Origin of the sequence: Chromobacterium paludis (assembly GCF_008275125.1) — a bacterium.
Classification (GTDB): Bacteria; Pseudomonadota; Gammaproteobacteria; order Burkholderiales; family Chromobacteriaceae; genus Chromobacterium; species Chromobacterium paludis.
In genome coordinates this window covers 2,884,159-2,898,388 of the sequence record NZ_CP043473.1, presented here as the reverse complement: position 1 = coordinate 2,898,388, position 14,230 = coordinate 2,884,159, and the positions used below count along the sequence as shown (strand labels likewise).

General features: G+C 62.4%; 15 protein-coding genes. 11 read left to right on the top strand and 4 right to left on the bottom strand.

All coding sequences use genetic code 11. The annotated features are described in order from the left end of the window. The first annotated feature begins 410 nt into the window (after positions 1-410). From arcD to arcC, 4 genes are all read left to right on the top strand, one after another. Positions 411-1,862 carry an arginine-ornithine antiporter gene (arcD, locus tag FYK34_RS13685; protein ID WP_149297285.1) on the top strand — a complete coding sequence of 484 codons (1,452 nt, stop codon included), beginning with the start codon at positions 411-413 and terminating at the stop codon, positions 1,860-1,862. A 74-nt stretch (positions 1,863-1,936) separates the two neighbouring features. Further along, complete coding sequence (locus FYK34_RS13680; RefSeq protein ID WP_149297283.1) at positions 1,937-3,169, top strand: arginine deiminase; 1,233 nt, start codon at positions 1,937-1,939, stop codon at positions 3,167-3,169. A gap of 136 nt (positions 3,170-3,305) precedes the next feature. After that, on the top strand, positions 3,306-4,316 hold the full coding sequence (locus tag FYK34_RS13675) for an ornithine carbamoyltransferase (protein ID WP_149297281.1): 1,011 nt from the start codon (positions 3,306-3,308) through the stop codon (positions 4,314-4,316). Positions 4,317-4,456: 140 nt separating this feature from the next. After that, entirely contained in the window at positions 4,457-5,401 is a 945-nt protein-coding gene (gene arcC / locus FYK34_RS13670) for a carbamate kinase (RefSeq protein WP_149297279.1), read from the top strand. Between the two features lie 71 nt (positions 5,402-5,472). Here arcC and FYK34_RS13665 read toward each other — a convergent pair whose 3' ends face one another. Then, positions 5,473-5,712 carry a RebB family R body protein gene (locus FYK34_RS13665; protein WP_149297277.1) on the bottom strand — a complete coding sequence of 80 codons (240 nt, stop codon included), beginning with the start codon at positions 5,710-5,712 and terminating at the stop codon, positions 5,473-5,475. A gap of 25 nt (positions 5,713-5,737) precedes the next feature. Beyond that, positions 5,738-6,775, bottom strand: a complete 1,038-nt coding sequence (locus FYK34_RS13660) for a patatin-like phospholipase family protein (RefSeq protein ID WP_149297275.1) — start codon at positions 6,773-6,775, stop codon at positions 5,738-5,740. Positions 6,776-7,045: 270 nt separating this feature from the next. Between FYK34_RS13660 and FYK34_RS13655 the strand changes: the two genes are divergently transcribed. The 5 genes from FYK34_RS13655 to FYK34_RS13635 all read left to right on the top strand — a co-directional run bounded on the left by FYK34_RS13655 (position 7,046) and on the right by FYK34_RS13635 (position 11,105). Further along, complete coding sequence (locus FYK34_RS13655) at positions 7,046-7,387, top strand: PadR family transcriptional regulator (protein ID WP_149297273.1); 342 nt, start codon at positions 7,046-7,048, stop codon at positions 7,385-7,387. Beyond that, entirely contained in the window at positions 7,384-8,490 is a 1,107-nt protein-coding gene (locus FYK34_RS13650; RefSeq protein WP_168209747.1) for a DUF1700 domain-containing protein, read from the top strand. The genes FYK34_RS13655 and FYK34_RS13650 overlap by 4 nt, the downstream gene beginning before the upstream one ends. 29 nt (positions 8,491-8,519) lie before the next feature. Beyond that, the gene (locus tag FYK34_RS13645) at positions 8,520-8,813 is read left to right on the top strand and encodes a hypothetical protein (RefSeq protein WP_149297270.1); all 294 of its coding nucleotides are present in this window, start codon (positions 8,520-8,522) and stop codon (positions 8,811-8,813) included. A 17-nt stretch (positions 8,814-8,830) separates the two neighbouring features. Continuing rightward, the gene (locus tag FYK34_RS13640; RefSeq protein ID WP_149297268.1) at positions 8,831-9,592 is read left to right on the top strand and encodes a hypothetical protein; all 762 of its coding nucleotides are present in this window, start codon (positions 8,831-8,833) and stop codon (positions 9,590-9,592) included. A gap of 103 nt (positions 9,593-9,695) precedes the next feature. Then, complete coding sequence (locus FYK34_RS13635; protein ID WP_149297266.1) at positions 9,696-11,105, top strand: S41 family peptidase; 1,410 nt, start codon at positions 9,696-9,698, stop codon at positions 11,103-11,105. A gap of 49 nt (positions 11,106-11,154) precedes the next feature. On the opposite strand, the gene FYK34_RS13630 is transcribed toward FYK34_RS13635, so the two are convergent. Continuing rightward, the gene (locus FYK34_RS13630) at positions 11,155-11,712 is read right to left on the bottom strand and encodes an adenine phosphoribosyltransferase (protein WP_149297264.1); all 558 of its coding nucleotides are present in this window, start codon (positions 11,710-11,712) and stop codon (positions 11,155-11,157) included. Positions 11,713-11,826: 114 nt separating this feature from the next. Further along, on the bottom strand, positions 11,827-13,140 hold the full coding sequence (locus FYK34_RS13625; RefSeq protein WP_196782495.1) for an NCS2 family permease: 1,314 nt from the start codon (positions 13,138-13,140) through the stop codon (positions 11,827-11,829). Positions 13,141-13,290: 150 nt separating this feature from the next. Between FYK34_RS13625 and gmk the strand changes: the two genes are divergently transcribed. Both gmk and rpoZ read left to right on the top strand, forming a co-directional pair. Beyond that, on the top strand, positions 13,291-13,923 hold the full coding sequence (gene gmk, locus FYK34_RS13620; protein WP_149297260.1) for a guanylate kinase: 633 nt from the start codon (positions 13,291-13,293) through the stop codon (positions 13,921-13,923). A gap of 82 nt (positions 13,924-14,005) precedes the next feature. Beyond that, a complete protein-coding gene (gene rpoZ, locus FYK34_RS13615; RefSeq protein ID WP_011137316.1) occupies positions 14,006-14,212 on the top strand; it encodes a DNA-directed RNA polymerase subunit omega in 207 nt (68 codons plus the stop codon). Positions 14,213-14,230: the final 18 nt, after the last annotated feature.

The window sequence follows — 14,230 nt, the reverse complement described above, 5'->3', positions numbered from 1 at the left end:
TACGGTGGTGGGCCGTATCCGCTCTTTTTTTGTCCGCCCGCCGTCTTGAAAATCAGGCTTTTCTAATTTTAACTATCCCTAATTTCTTGTTTTTAATGGATTTCTTCATTTTTTTGCGTTGGATCAGACGGCTGAGGACACGATCTTTCGCTTTCCCGGGCTTGTCCTATGCTGAGTGTGGTCGCTGGCTTGGACCGTATTTGCGAATGACTGCCAGTTTCAATGACGCTTTGACGTAAGCCTGAGTCGCAAATTCTGTAGTTCGACGGTTTCAGTCCAAAGGGGCTTGATACATGTCAATCGAGCCGATGACTCGTCTGGAAGGGTCGATTTCACGCGGTATACCATCGTTTCAGATGATAAGAATTTAATGATAAATCACGCCATACCTCGTTAATTGGAGAATGAAAATGTCCACTGAAACTGCAAGCCAAGCCGGCGTAACGGAAGGCGGTTCGCCCCGGCTCAAGCTAGGCGCGCTGACCGCGCTAGTCGTCGGCTCCATGATAGGCGGCGGCATCTTCTCGCTGCCGCAAAATATGGCGGCCGGCGCCGGCGCCGGCGCCATTCTGATAGGCTGGGCCATCACCTTCGTCGGCATGCTGGCTTTGGCCTTCGTGTTCCAGATGCTGGCCTCGCGCAAGCCTGAAGTGTCGGGCGGCGTGTATGGCTACGCCAAAGCCGGCTTCGGCGACTACATGGGCTTCAATTCGGCCTGGGGTTACTGGATCTCGGCCTGGATCGGCAATGTGTCGTACTTTGTGGTGATGTTCTCGGCGCTGGGCTTCTGGTTCCCGGTATTCGGCGACGGCAACACGCCCACCGCCATCGTCTGCGCCTCGGTGCTGCTGTGGGCGCTGCACTTCCTGGTGTTGCGCGGGGTGCACGGCGCGGCCTTCATCAACACCATCACCACGATTGCCAAACTGGTGCCGCTGGCGCTGTTCATCGCGCTGATCGTGTTCGCCTTCAAGGTGGATACCTTCAATCTCGAGTTCTGGGGCAACGCCAAGCTTGGCTCCATCGTCGATCAGGTGAAGAGCACCATGCTGGTGACGGTGTGGGTGTTCATCGGCATTGAAGGCGCCTCGATGTTCTCCGGCCGCGCCGAAAGCATGAAGGACGTGGGCAAGGCCACCGTGATCGGCTTCCTGTTGACCATCGCGCTCTTGGTCGCCGTGTCGGTGCTGTCGCTGGGCGTGATGACTCAGCCGGAACTGGCCGCCTTGAAGAACCCGTCCACCGCCTATGTGCTGCAAAAAGCCTTTGGTTCCTTCGGCGCCAACCTGATGAACGCCGGTCTGGTGATCTCCGTCGGCGGCGCGCTGCTGGCCTGGACCCTGCTGGCCGCCGAAGCGCCTTACCTCGCCGGCAAGGATGGCGTGATGCCCAAGGTGTTCGGCACCACCAACGCCAACGACACTCCGGCTGCCTCGCTGTGGCTGACCAATGGCCTGATCCAGCTGTTCCTGCTGATCACGCTGAAGAGCTCGGCCGGCTACCTGGCGCTGCTGTCGCTGGCCACCTCGATGATTCTGATTCCCTACCTGCTGTGCGCCGGCTACTCCTGGCTGGTGGCGCAACGCGGCGAGGGCTACGCCGAAGGCGAAGGCCGCGGCAAGGAGCTGGGCACGGCCATCCTGGCCACCGTCTATGGCGCCTGGCTGATCTACGCCGCCGGTCCCAAGTACCTGTTCCTGTCCATGGTGTTGTACGCACCGGGCCTGCTGTTCTACCTGTGGGCCAAGAAAGAACAGGGCCAGAAACCGTTCAATATGATCGAAGCCGTGCTGGCCGCCATCGTGGTGGTGCTGGCTGCGATCGCAGTCTACATGCTGGCAGCCGGCACCATCGGCCTGTAAGCGAAGAATTTTGAAACCAGTCGGGGGGACGGCCGGTCCGTCCCTAAGGCAGACAAGACTCAAGGAGTATCGTTATGACCAAGTTTGGTGTTCATTCCGAGTGCGGCAAGCTGCGAACTGTCATGGTGTGCCGTCCTGGCCTGGCCCACAAGCGCCTGACCCCGGACAATTGCCATGACCTGCTGTTCGATGACGTGATCTGGGTGGAACGCGCGCAAAAAGACCACGCTTACATGGTTGAGCAAATGCGGGCCCGCGGCATCGAGGTGATCGAAGTGCATGACGCGCTGGCCAAGGTGCTGGACGACAAGGCCGCCCGCAACTGGGTTCTGGACCGCAAGATCAAGACCGACAACGTGGGCATCGGCATGCAGTCCGACCTGCGCAGCTGGCTCAATGAAATGCCGTCTTCGCAACTGGCCGACCATCTGGTGGGCGGCATCGCCAAGTTCGAACTGCCGTTCGACCCGAAAGGCTTGTTCGGCGGCTATCTGGACCGTTCCGAATTCGTGCTGCCCCCGATTCCGAACAGCCTGTTCCAGCGCGACCCGTCCTGCTGGATTTATGAGGGCGTGACGCTGAACCCGATGTACTGGCCGGCCCGCCGCCAGGAAACGCTGGTGCTGCAGTCCATCTACCAGTTCCACCCCTACTTCGCCGGCAAGGTGAATGTATGGTGGGGCGACTGCGACGTGGATCACGGCCCGGCCACCCTGGAAGGCGGCGACGTGATGCCCATCGGCAACGGCGTGGTGTTGATCGGCATGGGCGAGCGCACCAGCCCGCAAGCCGTGGTGCAAGTGGCCAAGCGCGTGTTGCACAAGGAAGGCGGCGCCAAGCGCGTGATCGCCTGCCAGATGCCGAAATCCCGCGCGGCCATGCACTTGGACACCGTGTTCAGCTTCCTCGACATCGACCTCCTGTCCGTGTTCCCGGACGTGGTGGACGAGATTGCCTGCACCAGCATTTACGCCGGCGACCGCGAAGGCGAAGTCCGCTTCGAGCGCCATGAGGGCCGCAAGCTGGTGGACGTGGTGCGCGAGGCGCTGGGCCTGGCCGAGATCCGCGTGATCCAGACCGGCGGCGACGCTTACCAGCGCGAACGCGAGCAATGGGACGACGGCAACAACGTGGTGGCGCTGGACCGCCGCGTGGTGGTGGCCTATGACCGCAACACCTACACCAACCGCCTGATGCGCGAGCACGGCGTGGAAGTGATCGAAATCCCGGCATCCGAACTGGGCCGCGGCCGCGGCGGCGGCCACTGCATGACCTGCCCGATCATCCGCGACGAAGTGAAGGTGTAAGGCTGTTTATCTCCGGCCGGGCAACCGGCCGGGCTTGAAATACCGAATTCCGTTTATTTGCAAAAATGACAGGTTGACCGCCGGCTCCTCCGGGAGCGACGGCCCGCTTGCCCAGACTCTAATCAGGAGCATCATCATGGCTTTCAATCTGCGCAACCGTAACTTCCTGAAAATGCTGGACTTCACCCCGCGTGAAATCCGTTATCTGCTGGACCTGTCCCGCGACCTGAAGCGCGCCAAGTACACCGGCACCGAACAGCAACACCTGAAGGGCAAGAACGTCGCCCTGATTTTCGAAAAGACTTCCACCCGCACCCGCTGCGCGTTTGAAGTGGCCTGCTTCGACCAAGGCGCCAACGTGTCCTACATCGGACCGTCCGGCTCCCAGATCGGCCACAAGGAGTCGATGAAGGACACCGCCCGCGTGCTGGGCCGCATGTACGACGCGATCGAATACCGCGGCTACAGCCAGGACATGGTGGAGCACGAGCTGGCCGCTTACGCCGGCGTGCCGGTCTACAACGGCCTGACCGACGAATACCACCCGACCCAGATGCTGGCCGACGTGCTGACCATGTGGGAGCACAGCGACAAGCCGATCTCGCAGATCCGCTACACCTACCTCGGCGACGCCCGCAACAATATGGGCAACTCGCTGCTGGTGATCGGCTCCAAGCTGGGCATGGACGTGCGCATCGGCGCGCCCAAGCACCTGTGGCCGACCGACGAGCTGGTGGCCGAGTGCCGCGAAGTGGCCAAGCGCACCGGCGCCCGCATCACCCTGACGGAAGACGCCAAGGAAGCCGTCAAGGACACCGACTTCATCCATACCGACGTTTGGGTGTCCATGGGCGAACCGGCCGAAGTGTGGGCCGAGCGCATCAAGCTGCTGAAGCCTTACCAAGTGAACAGCGAGCTGATGGCAGCCTCCGGCAACCCGCGCGTGATGTTCATGCACTGCCTGCCGGCCTTCCACAACAGCGAAACCAAGGTGGGCAAGGAAATCTCCGCCCAGTACCCGGAACTGGCCAATGGCATTGAAGTGACCGAGGACGTGTTCGAGTCCGAAGCCTGCATCGCCTTCGAACAGGCCGAGAACCGCATGCACACCATCAAGGCCATCCTGGTGGCCACGCTGGGCGACTAAGCCTGAGCGAAGCGTCTTTCAGACGCTTCGCGATAGGCGACACAGGGCTGAAAACCAGCCCGACCACACATCAACCGGCCAAGGCCTCCTGACCGGAAGCCTTGGCCGGCGTCGTTGAAAGAATTGGGAAGGAAAGATTTATGCGAGTCGTCGTAGCCTTGGGCGGCAATGCCCTGCAACGTCGTGGCGAAGCCATGACCGCCGATAACCAGCGCGCCAATGTCAGAGTGGCCGCCGAGCAACTGGCCGCCGTGACCCGGCTGGGCCACAACCTGGTGATGTGCCACGGCAATGGCCCGCAAGTGGGCCTCTTGGGCCTGCAGAACGACGCCTACGCCCGCCACGTGGACGACAAGGTGACGCCGTACCCGCTGGACGTGCTGGGCGCCCAGACTGAGGGCATGATCGGCTATATGGTGGAGCAGGAACTGGGCAATGTGCTGCCGTTCGAAGTGCCCATCGCCACCATCCTGACGCAGACCGAAGTGGACGCCAACGACCCGGCTTTCCAGAACCCGACCAAGTTCGTCGGCCCGGTCTACACCAAGGAAGAGGCTGAAAAGCTGGCCGCCGACAAGGGCTGGACGGTCAAGGCCGACGGCCAGTATTACCGCCGCGTGGTGCCGAGCCCGAAACCGAAGCGCATTTTCGAAATGCGCCCGATCAAGTGGCTGATCGAGAAGGGCGTGGTGGTGATCGCGGCCGGCGGCGGCGGCATTCCCACCATGTACGAGGGCGACAAGCTGGTCGGCGTGGAAGCGGTGATCGACAAGGACCTGGCCTCGGCCCTGCTGGCGCGCGAGATCGACGCCGATTACTTCGTGATCGCCACCGACGTCAAGACCGTGTTCGTCGGCTGGGGCACGCCGGAAGCCAAGGCCATCCGCCAGGCCCACCCGGACGAGATGGATAAGCTGGGCTTCGCCGCCGGCTCCATGGGCCCCAAGGTGGAGGCCGCCTGCGAGTTCGCCCGCCTGACCGGCAAGAAGGCCGTGATCGGCGCGCTGGAAGACATCGAGAAGATCGTCAAGGGCGAGGCCGGCACCGTGATCTCCACCGAGAAGCCGGGCATCGAGTGGTACTGAGCCTAGTTTGAATTTGGCCAAATCAAAGGGCTGCCGCAAGGCAGCCCTTTTGCATGGCCGAGAGGAGAGCCTTACTCTGATTTCAGCTGGCGGATCAAGGCTTCCAGCTTCTCCCTATCCCCCGCCGCTAGATCGGTTTCGTTCGGTTGTCGCGAGTTGTCGGCCGCATTTTGCCGCGTGAGGTTCCGATTGTGCAGCGCTTGTTGGTACAGCTCGCCGGCGGCCATGGCGGGGGCATCGCCCAGGACTTTGACGTTGGCCTGAGTGACGGCATCGGTGACCTGGCCGTTGACTGGGGCGGGGATGGCCATGGGCTCTCCTGTTTGGTTGGGGGCGTCACAAGCCCAGTTGTCGCGGATATTGCCGGCAAGCCTCCTGGCCGGCCCGATAGCCTGCCTGATAGAGCCGGTCCAGATTGGAGTACGACCAGTCCAGCTGCTCGCGCTGCTCATCGCGTTTGAGCTGCGCTTCAAAGTCTATCTTCAACACCTCGGTGCGCGGACGGCCGTTCGCATCGCGGTTGTGCAGGGCCTGGAACAGTTTCAGGTCGTCGCGGGCGATGGCGGTCAGCGGCACGATGATGGATTGTACCCAGGCGTCGTACAGGTCGCGCGGCGGATGCAGCAGCTTGTCGCTGCCCAGCACGTCGAACACCACGGTGTAGTCGATGTGCGGGTGCAGCTCGAACAGGCGCTTGAAGTTCAGGGTGTCGATGGCCGCGCCTTCGATATAGTCGCCGTCCGCCAGCTTGTACGGCGGGTAGATGAAGGGGAAGGACAAGGCTGCCAGGAAGTGCTCGTGCGTGATCTCGCGCTTGTCCCAGCAGCGCATCTCGCCGTGGGTGAGGTTGTAGGCGTTCAGATAGAACGCCGGCTCAATATCCTTCAGCTTGTCGAAATCGACGATCTGTTCGATGAAGGGCACGTGGGCGCACAGGCCCTGGCTTTCGCTGCTCAGGCCGCTGGGACACAGCGCGGCCATCATGAAGGCGGTCCAGTCCGCCAGCAGGCGCTGCGCCGGGCTGTTGTCCGCCTGTTGCTGGATGGTTTGCAGCACGGGATTGCGCGCCTGCATGGCGCGCCAGGCATCCGCGAGCAGGCCGGGCTTGTTGAACACCTTGTAATTGACCGGAAACAGATTGTAGATCGGGTCTGATACGCCCATGTCAGCCAGTTTGCTCAGCGCGGAGATGGCATCGCCCTGCTTGGGCGCGACATAGAGCAGCCCTACGATGGCGCCGGCGCCGGAGGCGGTGATGATGTCGAAACGGACGCCAGCCTCGATAAAGGCGACCAGCGCGCCGGCCATCAGGGTGGCGTTGGGCGCGCCGCCGCCCAGTACGAGTGCGAGAGAAGGTTTGGCTGCCTGGGCCATCGTCGATTTCTCCAAATGAATCATGTCATTGGTTAGTGAAAAGGCATGGCTGAAGTATGGTTGGGAATGCGGCTTTTGCAATGCGTGGGCTTACGCAGCGCTGTCGCGGAAAAGCTTCAATTCCAATGGCGTTCTTCAGAACAATAAAAGATACCTTGCGATGCAAGGTATCTTGTCATACAGTTCAGTCAGATATCCGGATGCAGCAGTCCAACGATGTTCCTTGTAATGCAAGGTATCGTGTATTGCCAGTCGGCGAGGAAAACAAACATGAAGACACAACTGAAAAAAGGCACGCTTGATATGTGTGTCCTGGCCGTGTTGGCCCAGGCCGACAGCTATGCCTATGAATTGGTCAGCAAGCTGTCGCAGGGCATGGATATCAGCGAAGGCACGATTTATCCGCTGATGCGCCGCCTGCAGAACGAGTCCTGGGTCAGCACCTATCTGGTGGAGTCGTCGTCCGGCCCGTCGCGCAAGTATTACAAGCTGACCGACGCCGGCCGGCGCGAGCTGGAGACCATGCGCCAGGAATGGCAGGAGTTTGTCACCGAAGTGGAAAACGTGCTGCGCAGCGACGCGACGGCACCGACAGAGGGAGCGCAGCAATGACACGCAAAGCATTCTTGAGCCAGCTGGAGCAAGGCCTTTCCGGCCTCAAGCCGGAGATGGTGCGCGAAATCCTGGCCGACTACGAAGAGTATTTCAACGATGCGCTGGCCGATGGCCGCGACGAGGCCGAGGTGGTGGCGGCCTTGGGCAGCCCGCAGAAGCTGGCGCGCGAACTGAAGGCGCAAACCCATTACAAGCAATGGCAGGAGCATCGCTCCTTTACCAATCTGTCGCGGGTGATGGCCTCAATCGCCGGGCTGGGCGTGCTGAACTTCGTGCTGGCGCTGCCCTTCATGATCTACCTGCTGTTCCTGACCATAGGCTACATCGTATCGGTCAGCTTCCTGCTGGCCGGCCTGACCGTGGTGCTGGCCTGGGCCAGCCATGGCGTGTTCGGCTGGCCGCATATCGGCAGCGTGGATTCGGGATGGTACATCGGCAAGCTGGGGGATCGCGGCGCCGAAATGGCCTGGCGCAGCGACAAGGATGATCATGCCGGGCAGGTCTGGATGGATGGCGGCCGCTTGCGCCTGAATCCGGACGAGGGCGACCGGTTTGAACTCAAGACCGGCCAGGGCGAGACGCTGCTGGTGTCCAAGCTGCGCGGCAAGCTGCGGGTGGACGCCAGCCAGCCGGCGGTCAGGGAGATGGCGCAAGTCGATGGCCAGGAAGTCAACCTCAACGACACCGCCATCCGCGAACTGACGCTGCATGAAGAGAGCGGCGACGTTTTTACGGCGCGAGTCGATAAGGAGCAAGGCCTGGTGCGCGTGATGGGCGATACCGGCGGCACCGAGCTGAAGTTCAACGCCAGCGGGCCCAAGGGCAGCTTGTCGATCAAGGACGGCGACAGCTCGCTGGAAATCACGGAAAGCAAGATCGCGCTGAAGGATGGCATGGACCATATCCAGATTGACGCGCTGCCGGGCCTGTCCGTGGGCATGAGCGTGTTGGTGGTGGGCTTGGTGCTGCTGTTGGGCGGCGCGCTGGGGCTGGTGTTCTGCGTCTGGCTGACCCGGCTGACCTGGCGCGTGCTGGTGGCCTATGTGAAGTATCAAATCGAACTGGTATCCGGCAAAGAGCGCGAAAGCGCGGCGGCCTGATTCACGGCAATGGAACGGGAGTGACGATCATGAAGAACGATGCCTGCCTGCAGCAATTGCAACTGACCCTGGTTCAACTGCCGGAAGCCGAGTTGCGCAAGATACTCAACGATTACCGCGGCTACATCCGCGATGCGGCGAGCGACCGCGCCAGCGAGAGCCAGCTGCTGGCCATCCTGGCCGAGACGCGCCAGATGGCCGCCGCGGCTTTCGCCCGCCGCCGCATACTGCGCCACAGCCGGGAACAGCTGGCGTACCGTCTGGCCGGAGCTGGCTCCGCCCTGGCGGCATGCGCGGCGCTGTGCTGGCTGTTCCTGCAATGAGAGCAAGGGGGAAACCGATGAAACCAGTTATCCACATCGCCTGCTGCCTGTTGCTGGCGGCGGGCGCGGCCAGGGCCGAGGACGCCGCGGGCATAGACAGCCTGAAGTTTCGCGGCGACGCGCTGAAGCTGGAGCTGAGCGCCAATGCGGCCAAGCCGTACCAGCTGAATCTGGAGAAACGCAACTGGTCCGATTCCCGTTGCAAGGTGGACATCGTCCGCAACGGCGGCGAGTTGAGCTTTTTGATCGATCTGGGCCAGGCGGCATCGGATCGCTGCGGACTGGCGATCAAGGGCAACGTCAAGCCGGGCAAGCGGGTGGATGTCGACCTGAGCGCCTTTGAAGGCGATCTGAACGGGGATTTCGACTCCGTGCGCATGCATGGCCAGGCGCTCAAGCTGGACCTGAAGGGCAAGGCGCGCGCCGTGAAGCTGGATGGCAATGCGGTGACGGCAGATCTGGCAGGCACTTTTGATGCGCTGCAGGCCAAGGGCGAGGCGTTGAAGCTGGATTTCCAGGGCGCGAGCCCGGCGCTGACGCTGAATGGACAGATGGTGAAGGCAGACGTGAACTTGCGCGGCGCGCAGCCGTCGGGAACGGTCAATGTCCAGGGGCAGGCGGTCAAACTGGATTTGAGCACCAGCCGCCAGGCCAAGCTGGATTATCAGGTCCAGGGCCAGGCTAGCAGAGTGGACGGCGACAAGATCAATACGCCGGGCGCGCCCTTGAAGCTGCGCGTCAGCGGCCAGGCGGTGAAGGTGTCGCTGGATCAGGATTAAGCAGTGGTATGACTCCGTGTCCCTTGCCCGGCTGAAGCCGGGTTCTTTTTGCGCAATTGGTATTTAAACGTCATCAAAGGAGTGGGGTGTGAAAAAAATAAACATGATTTTGGGACTGCTGGGAGCCGCGTTGGCCAGCGCCGGGTGGGCGCAGGGCGAGGATTGGCAGGCCTTGGCGCGCGAACAGTTGGCATTCGCGCATCAGACGCTTGTCGATGCTCACCCTGGCGCCATCGATAGCGAAAATCCAGGCTTCCGCCGTTGGCTGGAGCAGGGCTATGCCGAAGCCTTGCGGCTCACCCGGGAGGTCAGGAGCCAGGAGCAGGTGTTGGGGCCGTTGCAATATTATTTAGTGGGTTTCCAAGACGTGCATGTGGTGCTCAGCGCCTCGCCCAAGATGCGTTTCTATCGCTGGCAGGGCTGGACGGCCAAGCCGCAGGGCGACCGCTGGCTGGTGGACGCGGTGGCCAAGGACTGGCCGACCGCCTTGCCGCCGCAAGGCGCGCAATGGCTCAGTTGCGACGGTAAGCCAGCGGAGGCGGCGCTGCGGCAAGACGTCATGCCCTATCTGGACCGGCGCGAGCCCCTGGAAGGCCAGCGCTGGGAGTTGGGGCGTTATGCGGCGATGCAGTCGGCGCAGTTGCGCGCCTTGAGCCCCTTGCCGGCCAGTTGCCGCTTCCGTCTGGCAGATGGCAGCGAGAAGGATTATGCGATGAGCGCGCGTCGCTTCGACCGTTCGCCCTTGCCGCCGCCAGCCAGCTTCAAGCCGGAAATCCGCGATCTGGGGGAGGGCCGGTATTGGGTGCAGGTGGCGGACTTCATGCCGCAGGGCGAGCGAATACAGCAAATGCAGAATGTGATCGCCGGCATGCAGGCCTTGCGTTCGGCCAAGCTGATCGTACTGGATACGCGGGGCAATCGCGGCGGCAGCAGCCAGTATGCGACGGACTTGCTGGAAAGCCTGTATGGCAAGGACGATGCGGCTTGGCTGGAGCGTCGGGCGGATGGCGATTCCTACATAGAGTGGCGGGTCAGCGCGGCGTCGGAACGGTATCCGCAAGTCGCGCTGGCTTATCCTGGCCTGCCGGCCGCCACGCGGGTCTGGGCGGAAAAGCTGCAAAAGCGGCTGACGCAGGCGCGGAAGGAAGGGCGGGAGTGGTTGCGGGAAGATGACAGCGACGCGGTGAAAGCGCCCGCGACCTTCGCGGGCAAGCCGCGCATCGCCTGGATCACACGCTCGGACTGCGCCAGTTCCTGCCTGATGTTCGCCGATCTGGTGAAGCAGATTCCGGGCAGCGTGCAGCTGGGGCAGATGACCAATGCCGATACCACGTATATGGATGTGACCAGCGAACCGCTGCCTTCCGGCCTTGGGGTGTTGCACCTGCCGATGAAGGTGATACGGCATCGTCCGCGCGCCAGCAACCAGCCTTATCTGCCCGACGCGCATTACGATGGCGACATCGACGATACCAAGGCTTTGCAGGCCTGGGTCTTGCAGCGCATGGGGTGAGGGGAAATGCAAAAAGGAGCCGATAGGCTCCTTTTTCTTCAGGGCGGGCTCAGTGGCCCTTGTAGCTGCAGACGGTGAACAGGTCCAGGCCGCCGTCGCGCACCAGCTGGCCGCCGCCCAGCTCCGGCAGCTCGATGATGGCCGCGGCTTCCAGCACGTCGGCGCCCATGCGCTTGAGCAGCTTGTAGCCGGCCATCATGGTGCCGCCGGTGGCTACCAGATCGTCGATCAGGATCACGCGGTCGCCCGGCTTGCAGGCGTCGGTGTGCATTTCCACCGCGGCATTGCCGTATTCCAGCTCGTATTCCTCTTCCACCGTGGTGAAGGGCAGCTTGCCCTTCTTGCGGATGGGCACGAAGCCGACGTTCAGCTCGTAGGCCAACACGGAACCGATGATGAAGCCGCGCGCGTCCAGGCCGGCCACCAAGTCCACTTTTTCCGTCATGTAGCGATGGACGTAGATGTCGATCAACATGCGGAAGGTCTTGGGGTTTTGCAGCAGCGGGGTGATGTCGCGGAACATCACGCCTTGTTGCGGCCAGTTCGGCACGGTGCGGATCCAGCCCTTCAGGTAGCTGGAGTAGTCGAGATTGCTGAGGTTTTCCATGGCTGTATTGTACTTCGAAATCAAGAGACTGCGTGAGCGATGCAGGATCGCCGGCCAGCAAAAAGGCCCGCCGCGCAAAGCGGCAGGCCCTTGTGCGAAACGATTATTCCGCGTTTAGGCGAAGAACGCCAGCTTGAATACCCACAGCGCGGCGATGACCAGCACCGCGGGCTTCAGGTCGGCGAAGCGGCCGGCCAGGATCTTGATCACGGCGTAGCTGATGAAGCCGAAGGCGATGCCGTCTGCGATGGAGAAGGTGAAGGGCATGGCCAGCGCGGTCATCACCGCCGGGGCGGATTCGGTCAGGTCGTTCCAGTCTATTTCCGCCAGGCCGCGCGCCATCAGCACGGCGACGTAGCACAGCGCCGGCGCGGTGGCGTAGGCCGGCACGGTGGCGGCCAGCGGCGACAGCCACAGCGCGGCCAGGAACAGCAGCGCCACCACCACGGCGGTCAGGCCGGTGCGGCCGCCCACGGCGGTGCCGGCGGCGGATTCGATGTAGGCGGTGGTGGACGAGGTGCCCATCACGGCGCCGGCGGTGATGGCGATGGAGTCCGCCATCAGCGCGCGCTTCAGCCGCGGCAGCTTGCCGTCCTTGTCCAGCAGGCCGGCGCGATGCGACACGCCGACCAGGGTGCCGGTGGTGTCGAACAGGTCGACGAAGAAGAACACGAAGATCACGCCTATCAGGCCGGCGTGCAGCGCGCCCTGGATGTCCATGGCCATGAAGGTGGGCGCCATGCTGGGCACCGGAGCGACGATGCCCTTGAACGGCGACAGGCCCAGCGCGATGGACAGCACGGTCACCACCAGGATGCCGATGATGATGGAGCCCGGCACCTTGCGGTATTCCAGCGCCACGATCAGGAAGAAGCCGAAGATGGCCAGCAAGGCGGTGGGTTTGTGGATGTCGCCCAGCGTCAGATAGGTGGCCGGATGCGGCGCGATGATGCCGGCGTTCTTCAGCGCGATGATGGCCAGGAACATGCCGACGCCGGCCGAGATGGCGAACTTCAGCGACTGCGGGATGGCGTTGACGATGGCCTCGCGCACCTTGAACAGGCTCACCGCCAGGAAGACGATGCCGGAGATGAACACCGCGCCCAGCGCGGTTTCCCAGGACAGGCCCATGCCCTTGACCACGCTGAAGGTAAAGTAGGCGTTCAGCCCCATGCCCGGCGCCAGCGCGATCGGGTAGTTGGCCACCAGGCCCATGATGGCGGTGCCGAGCGCCGCGGCCAAGCAGGTGGCGACGAACACCGCGTTCAGGTCCATGCCGGTGGAAGACAGGATCAGCGGGTTGACCAGCACGATATAGGCCATGGTCAGGAAGGTGGTGAATCCGGCGATGACTTCGGTCCGGACCGTGGTGCCATGTTCTTTCAGCTTGAACAAGCTTTCCAGCAGTTGCATGCGGCGCGACTCCAAGGTGTATTGCGTCAAAACGAAAACGGCGCATTATCGGCCTGAGGGCTGTCAAACACCTAAATCTTGATGTGAAAATATGTCATCCATTACAACGATGATCGGACTGTGATATCCTGAAAAATTATTCTTTGGCAAAGTTCGTAACAGACCATGGACCAGCCCATCGGAAACATTTACATCGTGGTGGCGCCGTCCGGCGCCGGCAAGACTTCGCTGGTGGCCGCCCTGTTGCAGGCCGAGCCCAGCGTGGAGCTGTCTATCTCGTATAGCACGCGCCAGGCGCGCAAGGGTGAAATCGACGGCCAGCATTACCATTTCGTCAGCCGCGACACCTTTGAGGACATGAAGGCGCGCGGCGATTTTCTGGAATGGGCCGAAGTCTACGGCAACTGTTACGGCACCAGCGCGCCCTGGATCCGCAGCCGGCTGGACGTGGGGCAGGACATCCTGCTGGAGATCGACTGGCAAGGCGCGGAGCAGGTGCGCAAGGTCTTTCCTCAGGCCATCGGCATCTTCATCGCGCCGCCGTCCATCGAGGAGCTGGAGCGCCGCCTGCGCGGCCGCGACACGGATACCGAGGAAGTGATTCTGCGCCGTCTGGCCTCGGCCCGCGCCGAGATCGACAAGATCGCCGAGTACGATTACATCGTGGTCAACGACGACTTCGAGCGCGCGCGGCTGGACCTGATCAGCATTGTGCGCGCGCAGCGCCTGAAGAGCGCGCCGCAGTGCCGCCGCCTGGCCGATATGTTCCGCCGCATGGGCACCGCCGGCGCAAAGTGAAAATTGTGCCGCCCCGGCTGTCTGGCCGAGGCGAAAATTCGATATAGTGAACCCTGTAACCGTCATTTAGCTGAGAGACATCATGGCCCGTATTACTGTTGACGACTGCCTGGATCGCATCCAGAACCGATTTGACCTGACCCTGGCCGCCGCCTACCGCGCGCGCCAAGTGGCTTCCGGCGCGAGCGCCTTTGTCGAGCCGGGCCGCCATAAACCGACCGTGATCGCCCTGCGTGAAATCGCTGCCGGCCATGTCGGCAAGGAAGTCCTGAACCGCGGCAAGGCCTGATCCGAAGTACTGGAGTAG

What these genes read in the sequence shown, in the direction of transcription:
- FYK34_RS13650 (WP_168209747.1), top strand. Translation starts at nt 7,384, where the DNA reads ATGACACGCAAAGCATTCTTGAGCCAGCTGGAGCAAGGCCTTTCCGGC.
- arcC (WP_149297279.1), top strand. Translation starts at nt 4,457, where the DNA reads ATGCGAGTCGTCGTAGCCTTGGGCGGCAATGCCCTGCAACGTCGTGGC.
- FYK34_RS13630 (WP_149297264.1), bottom strand. Translation starts at nt 11,712, where the DNA reads ATGGAAAACCTCAGCAATCTCGACTACTCCAGCTACCTGAAGGGCTGG.
- FYK34_RS13655 (WP_149297273.1), top strand. Translation starts at nt 7,046, where the DNA reads ATGAAGACACAACTGAAAAAAGGCACGCTTGATATGTGTGTCCTGGCC.
- arcD (WP_149297285.1), top strand. Translation starts at nt 411, where the DNA reads ATGTCCACTGAAACTGCAAGCCAAGCCGGCGTAACGGAAGGCGGTTCG.
- rpoZ (WP_011137316.1), top strand. Translation starts at nt 14,006, where the DNA reads ATGGCCCGTATTACTGTTGACGACTGCCTGGATCGCATCCAGAACCGA.
- FYK34_RS13665 (WP_149297277.1), bottom strand. Translation starts at nt 5,712, where the DNA reads ATGGCCATCCCCGCCCCAGTCAACGGCCAGGTCACCGATGCCGTCACT.
- FYK34_RS13635 (WP_149297266.1), top strand. Translation starts at nt 9,696, where the DNA reads ATGATTTTGGGACTGCTGGGAGCCGCGTTGGCCAGCGCCGGGTGGGCG.
- gmk (WP_149297260.1), top strand. Translation starts at nt 13,291, where the DNA reads ATGGACCAGCCCATCGGAAACATTTACATCGTGGTGGCGCCGTCCGGC.
- FYK34_RS13640 (WP_149297268.1), top strand. Translation starts at nt 8,831, where the DNA reads ATGAAACCAGTTATCCACATCGCCTGCTGCCTGTTGCTGGCGGCGGGC.
- FYK34_RS13660 (WP_149297275.1), bottom strand. Translation starts at nt 6,775, where the DNA reads ATGGCCCAGGCAGCCAAACCTTCTCTCGCACTCGTACTGGGCGGCGGC.
- FYK34_RS13675 (WP_149297281.1), top strand. Translation starts at nt 3,306, where the DNA reads ATGGCTTTCAATCTGCGCAACCGTAACTTCCTGAAAATGCTGGACTTC.
- FYK34_RS13680 (WP_149297283.1), top strand. Translation starts at nt 1,937, where the DNA reads ATGACCAAGTTTGGTGTTCATTCCGAGTGCGGCAAGCTGCGAACTGTC.
- FYK34_RS13645 (WP_149297270.1), top strand. Translation starts at nt 8,520, where the DNA reads ATGAAGAACGATGCCTGCCTGCAGCAATTGCAACTGACCCTGGTTCAA.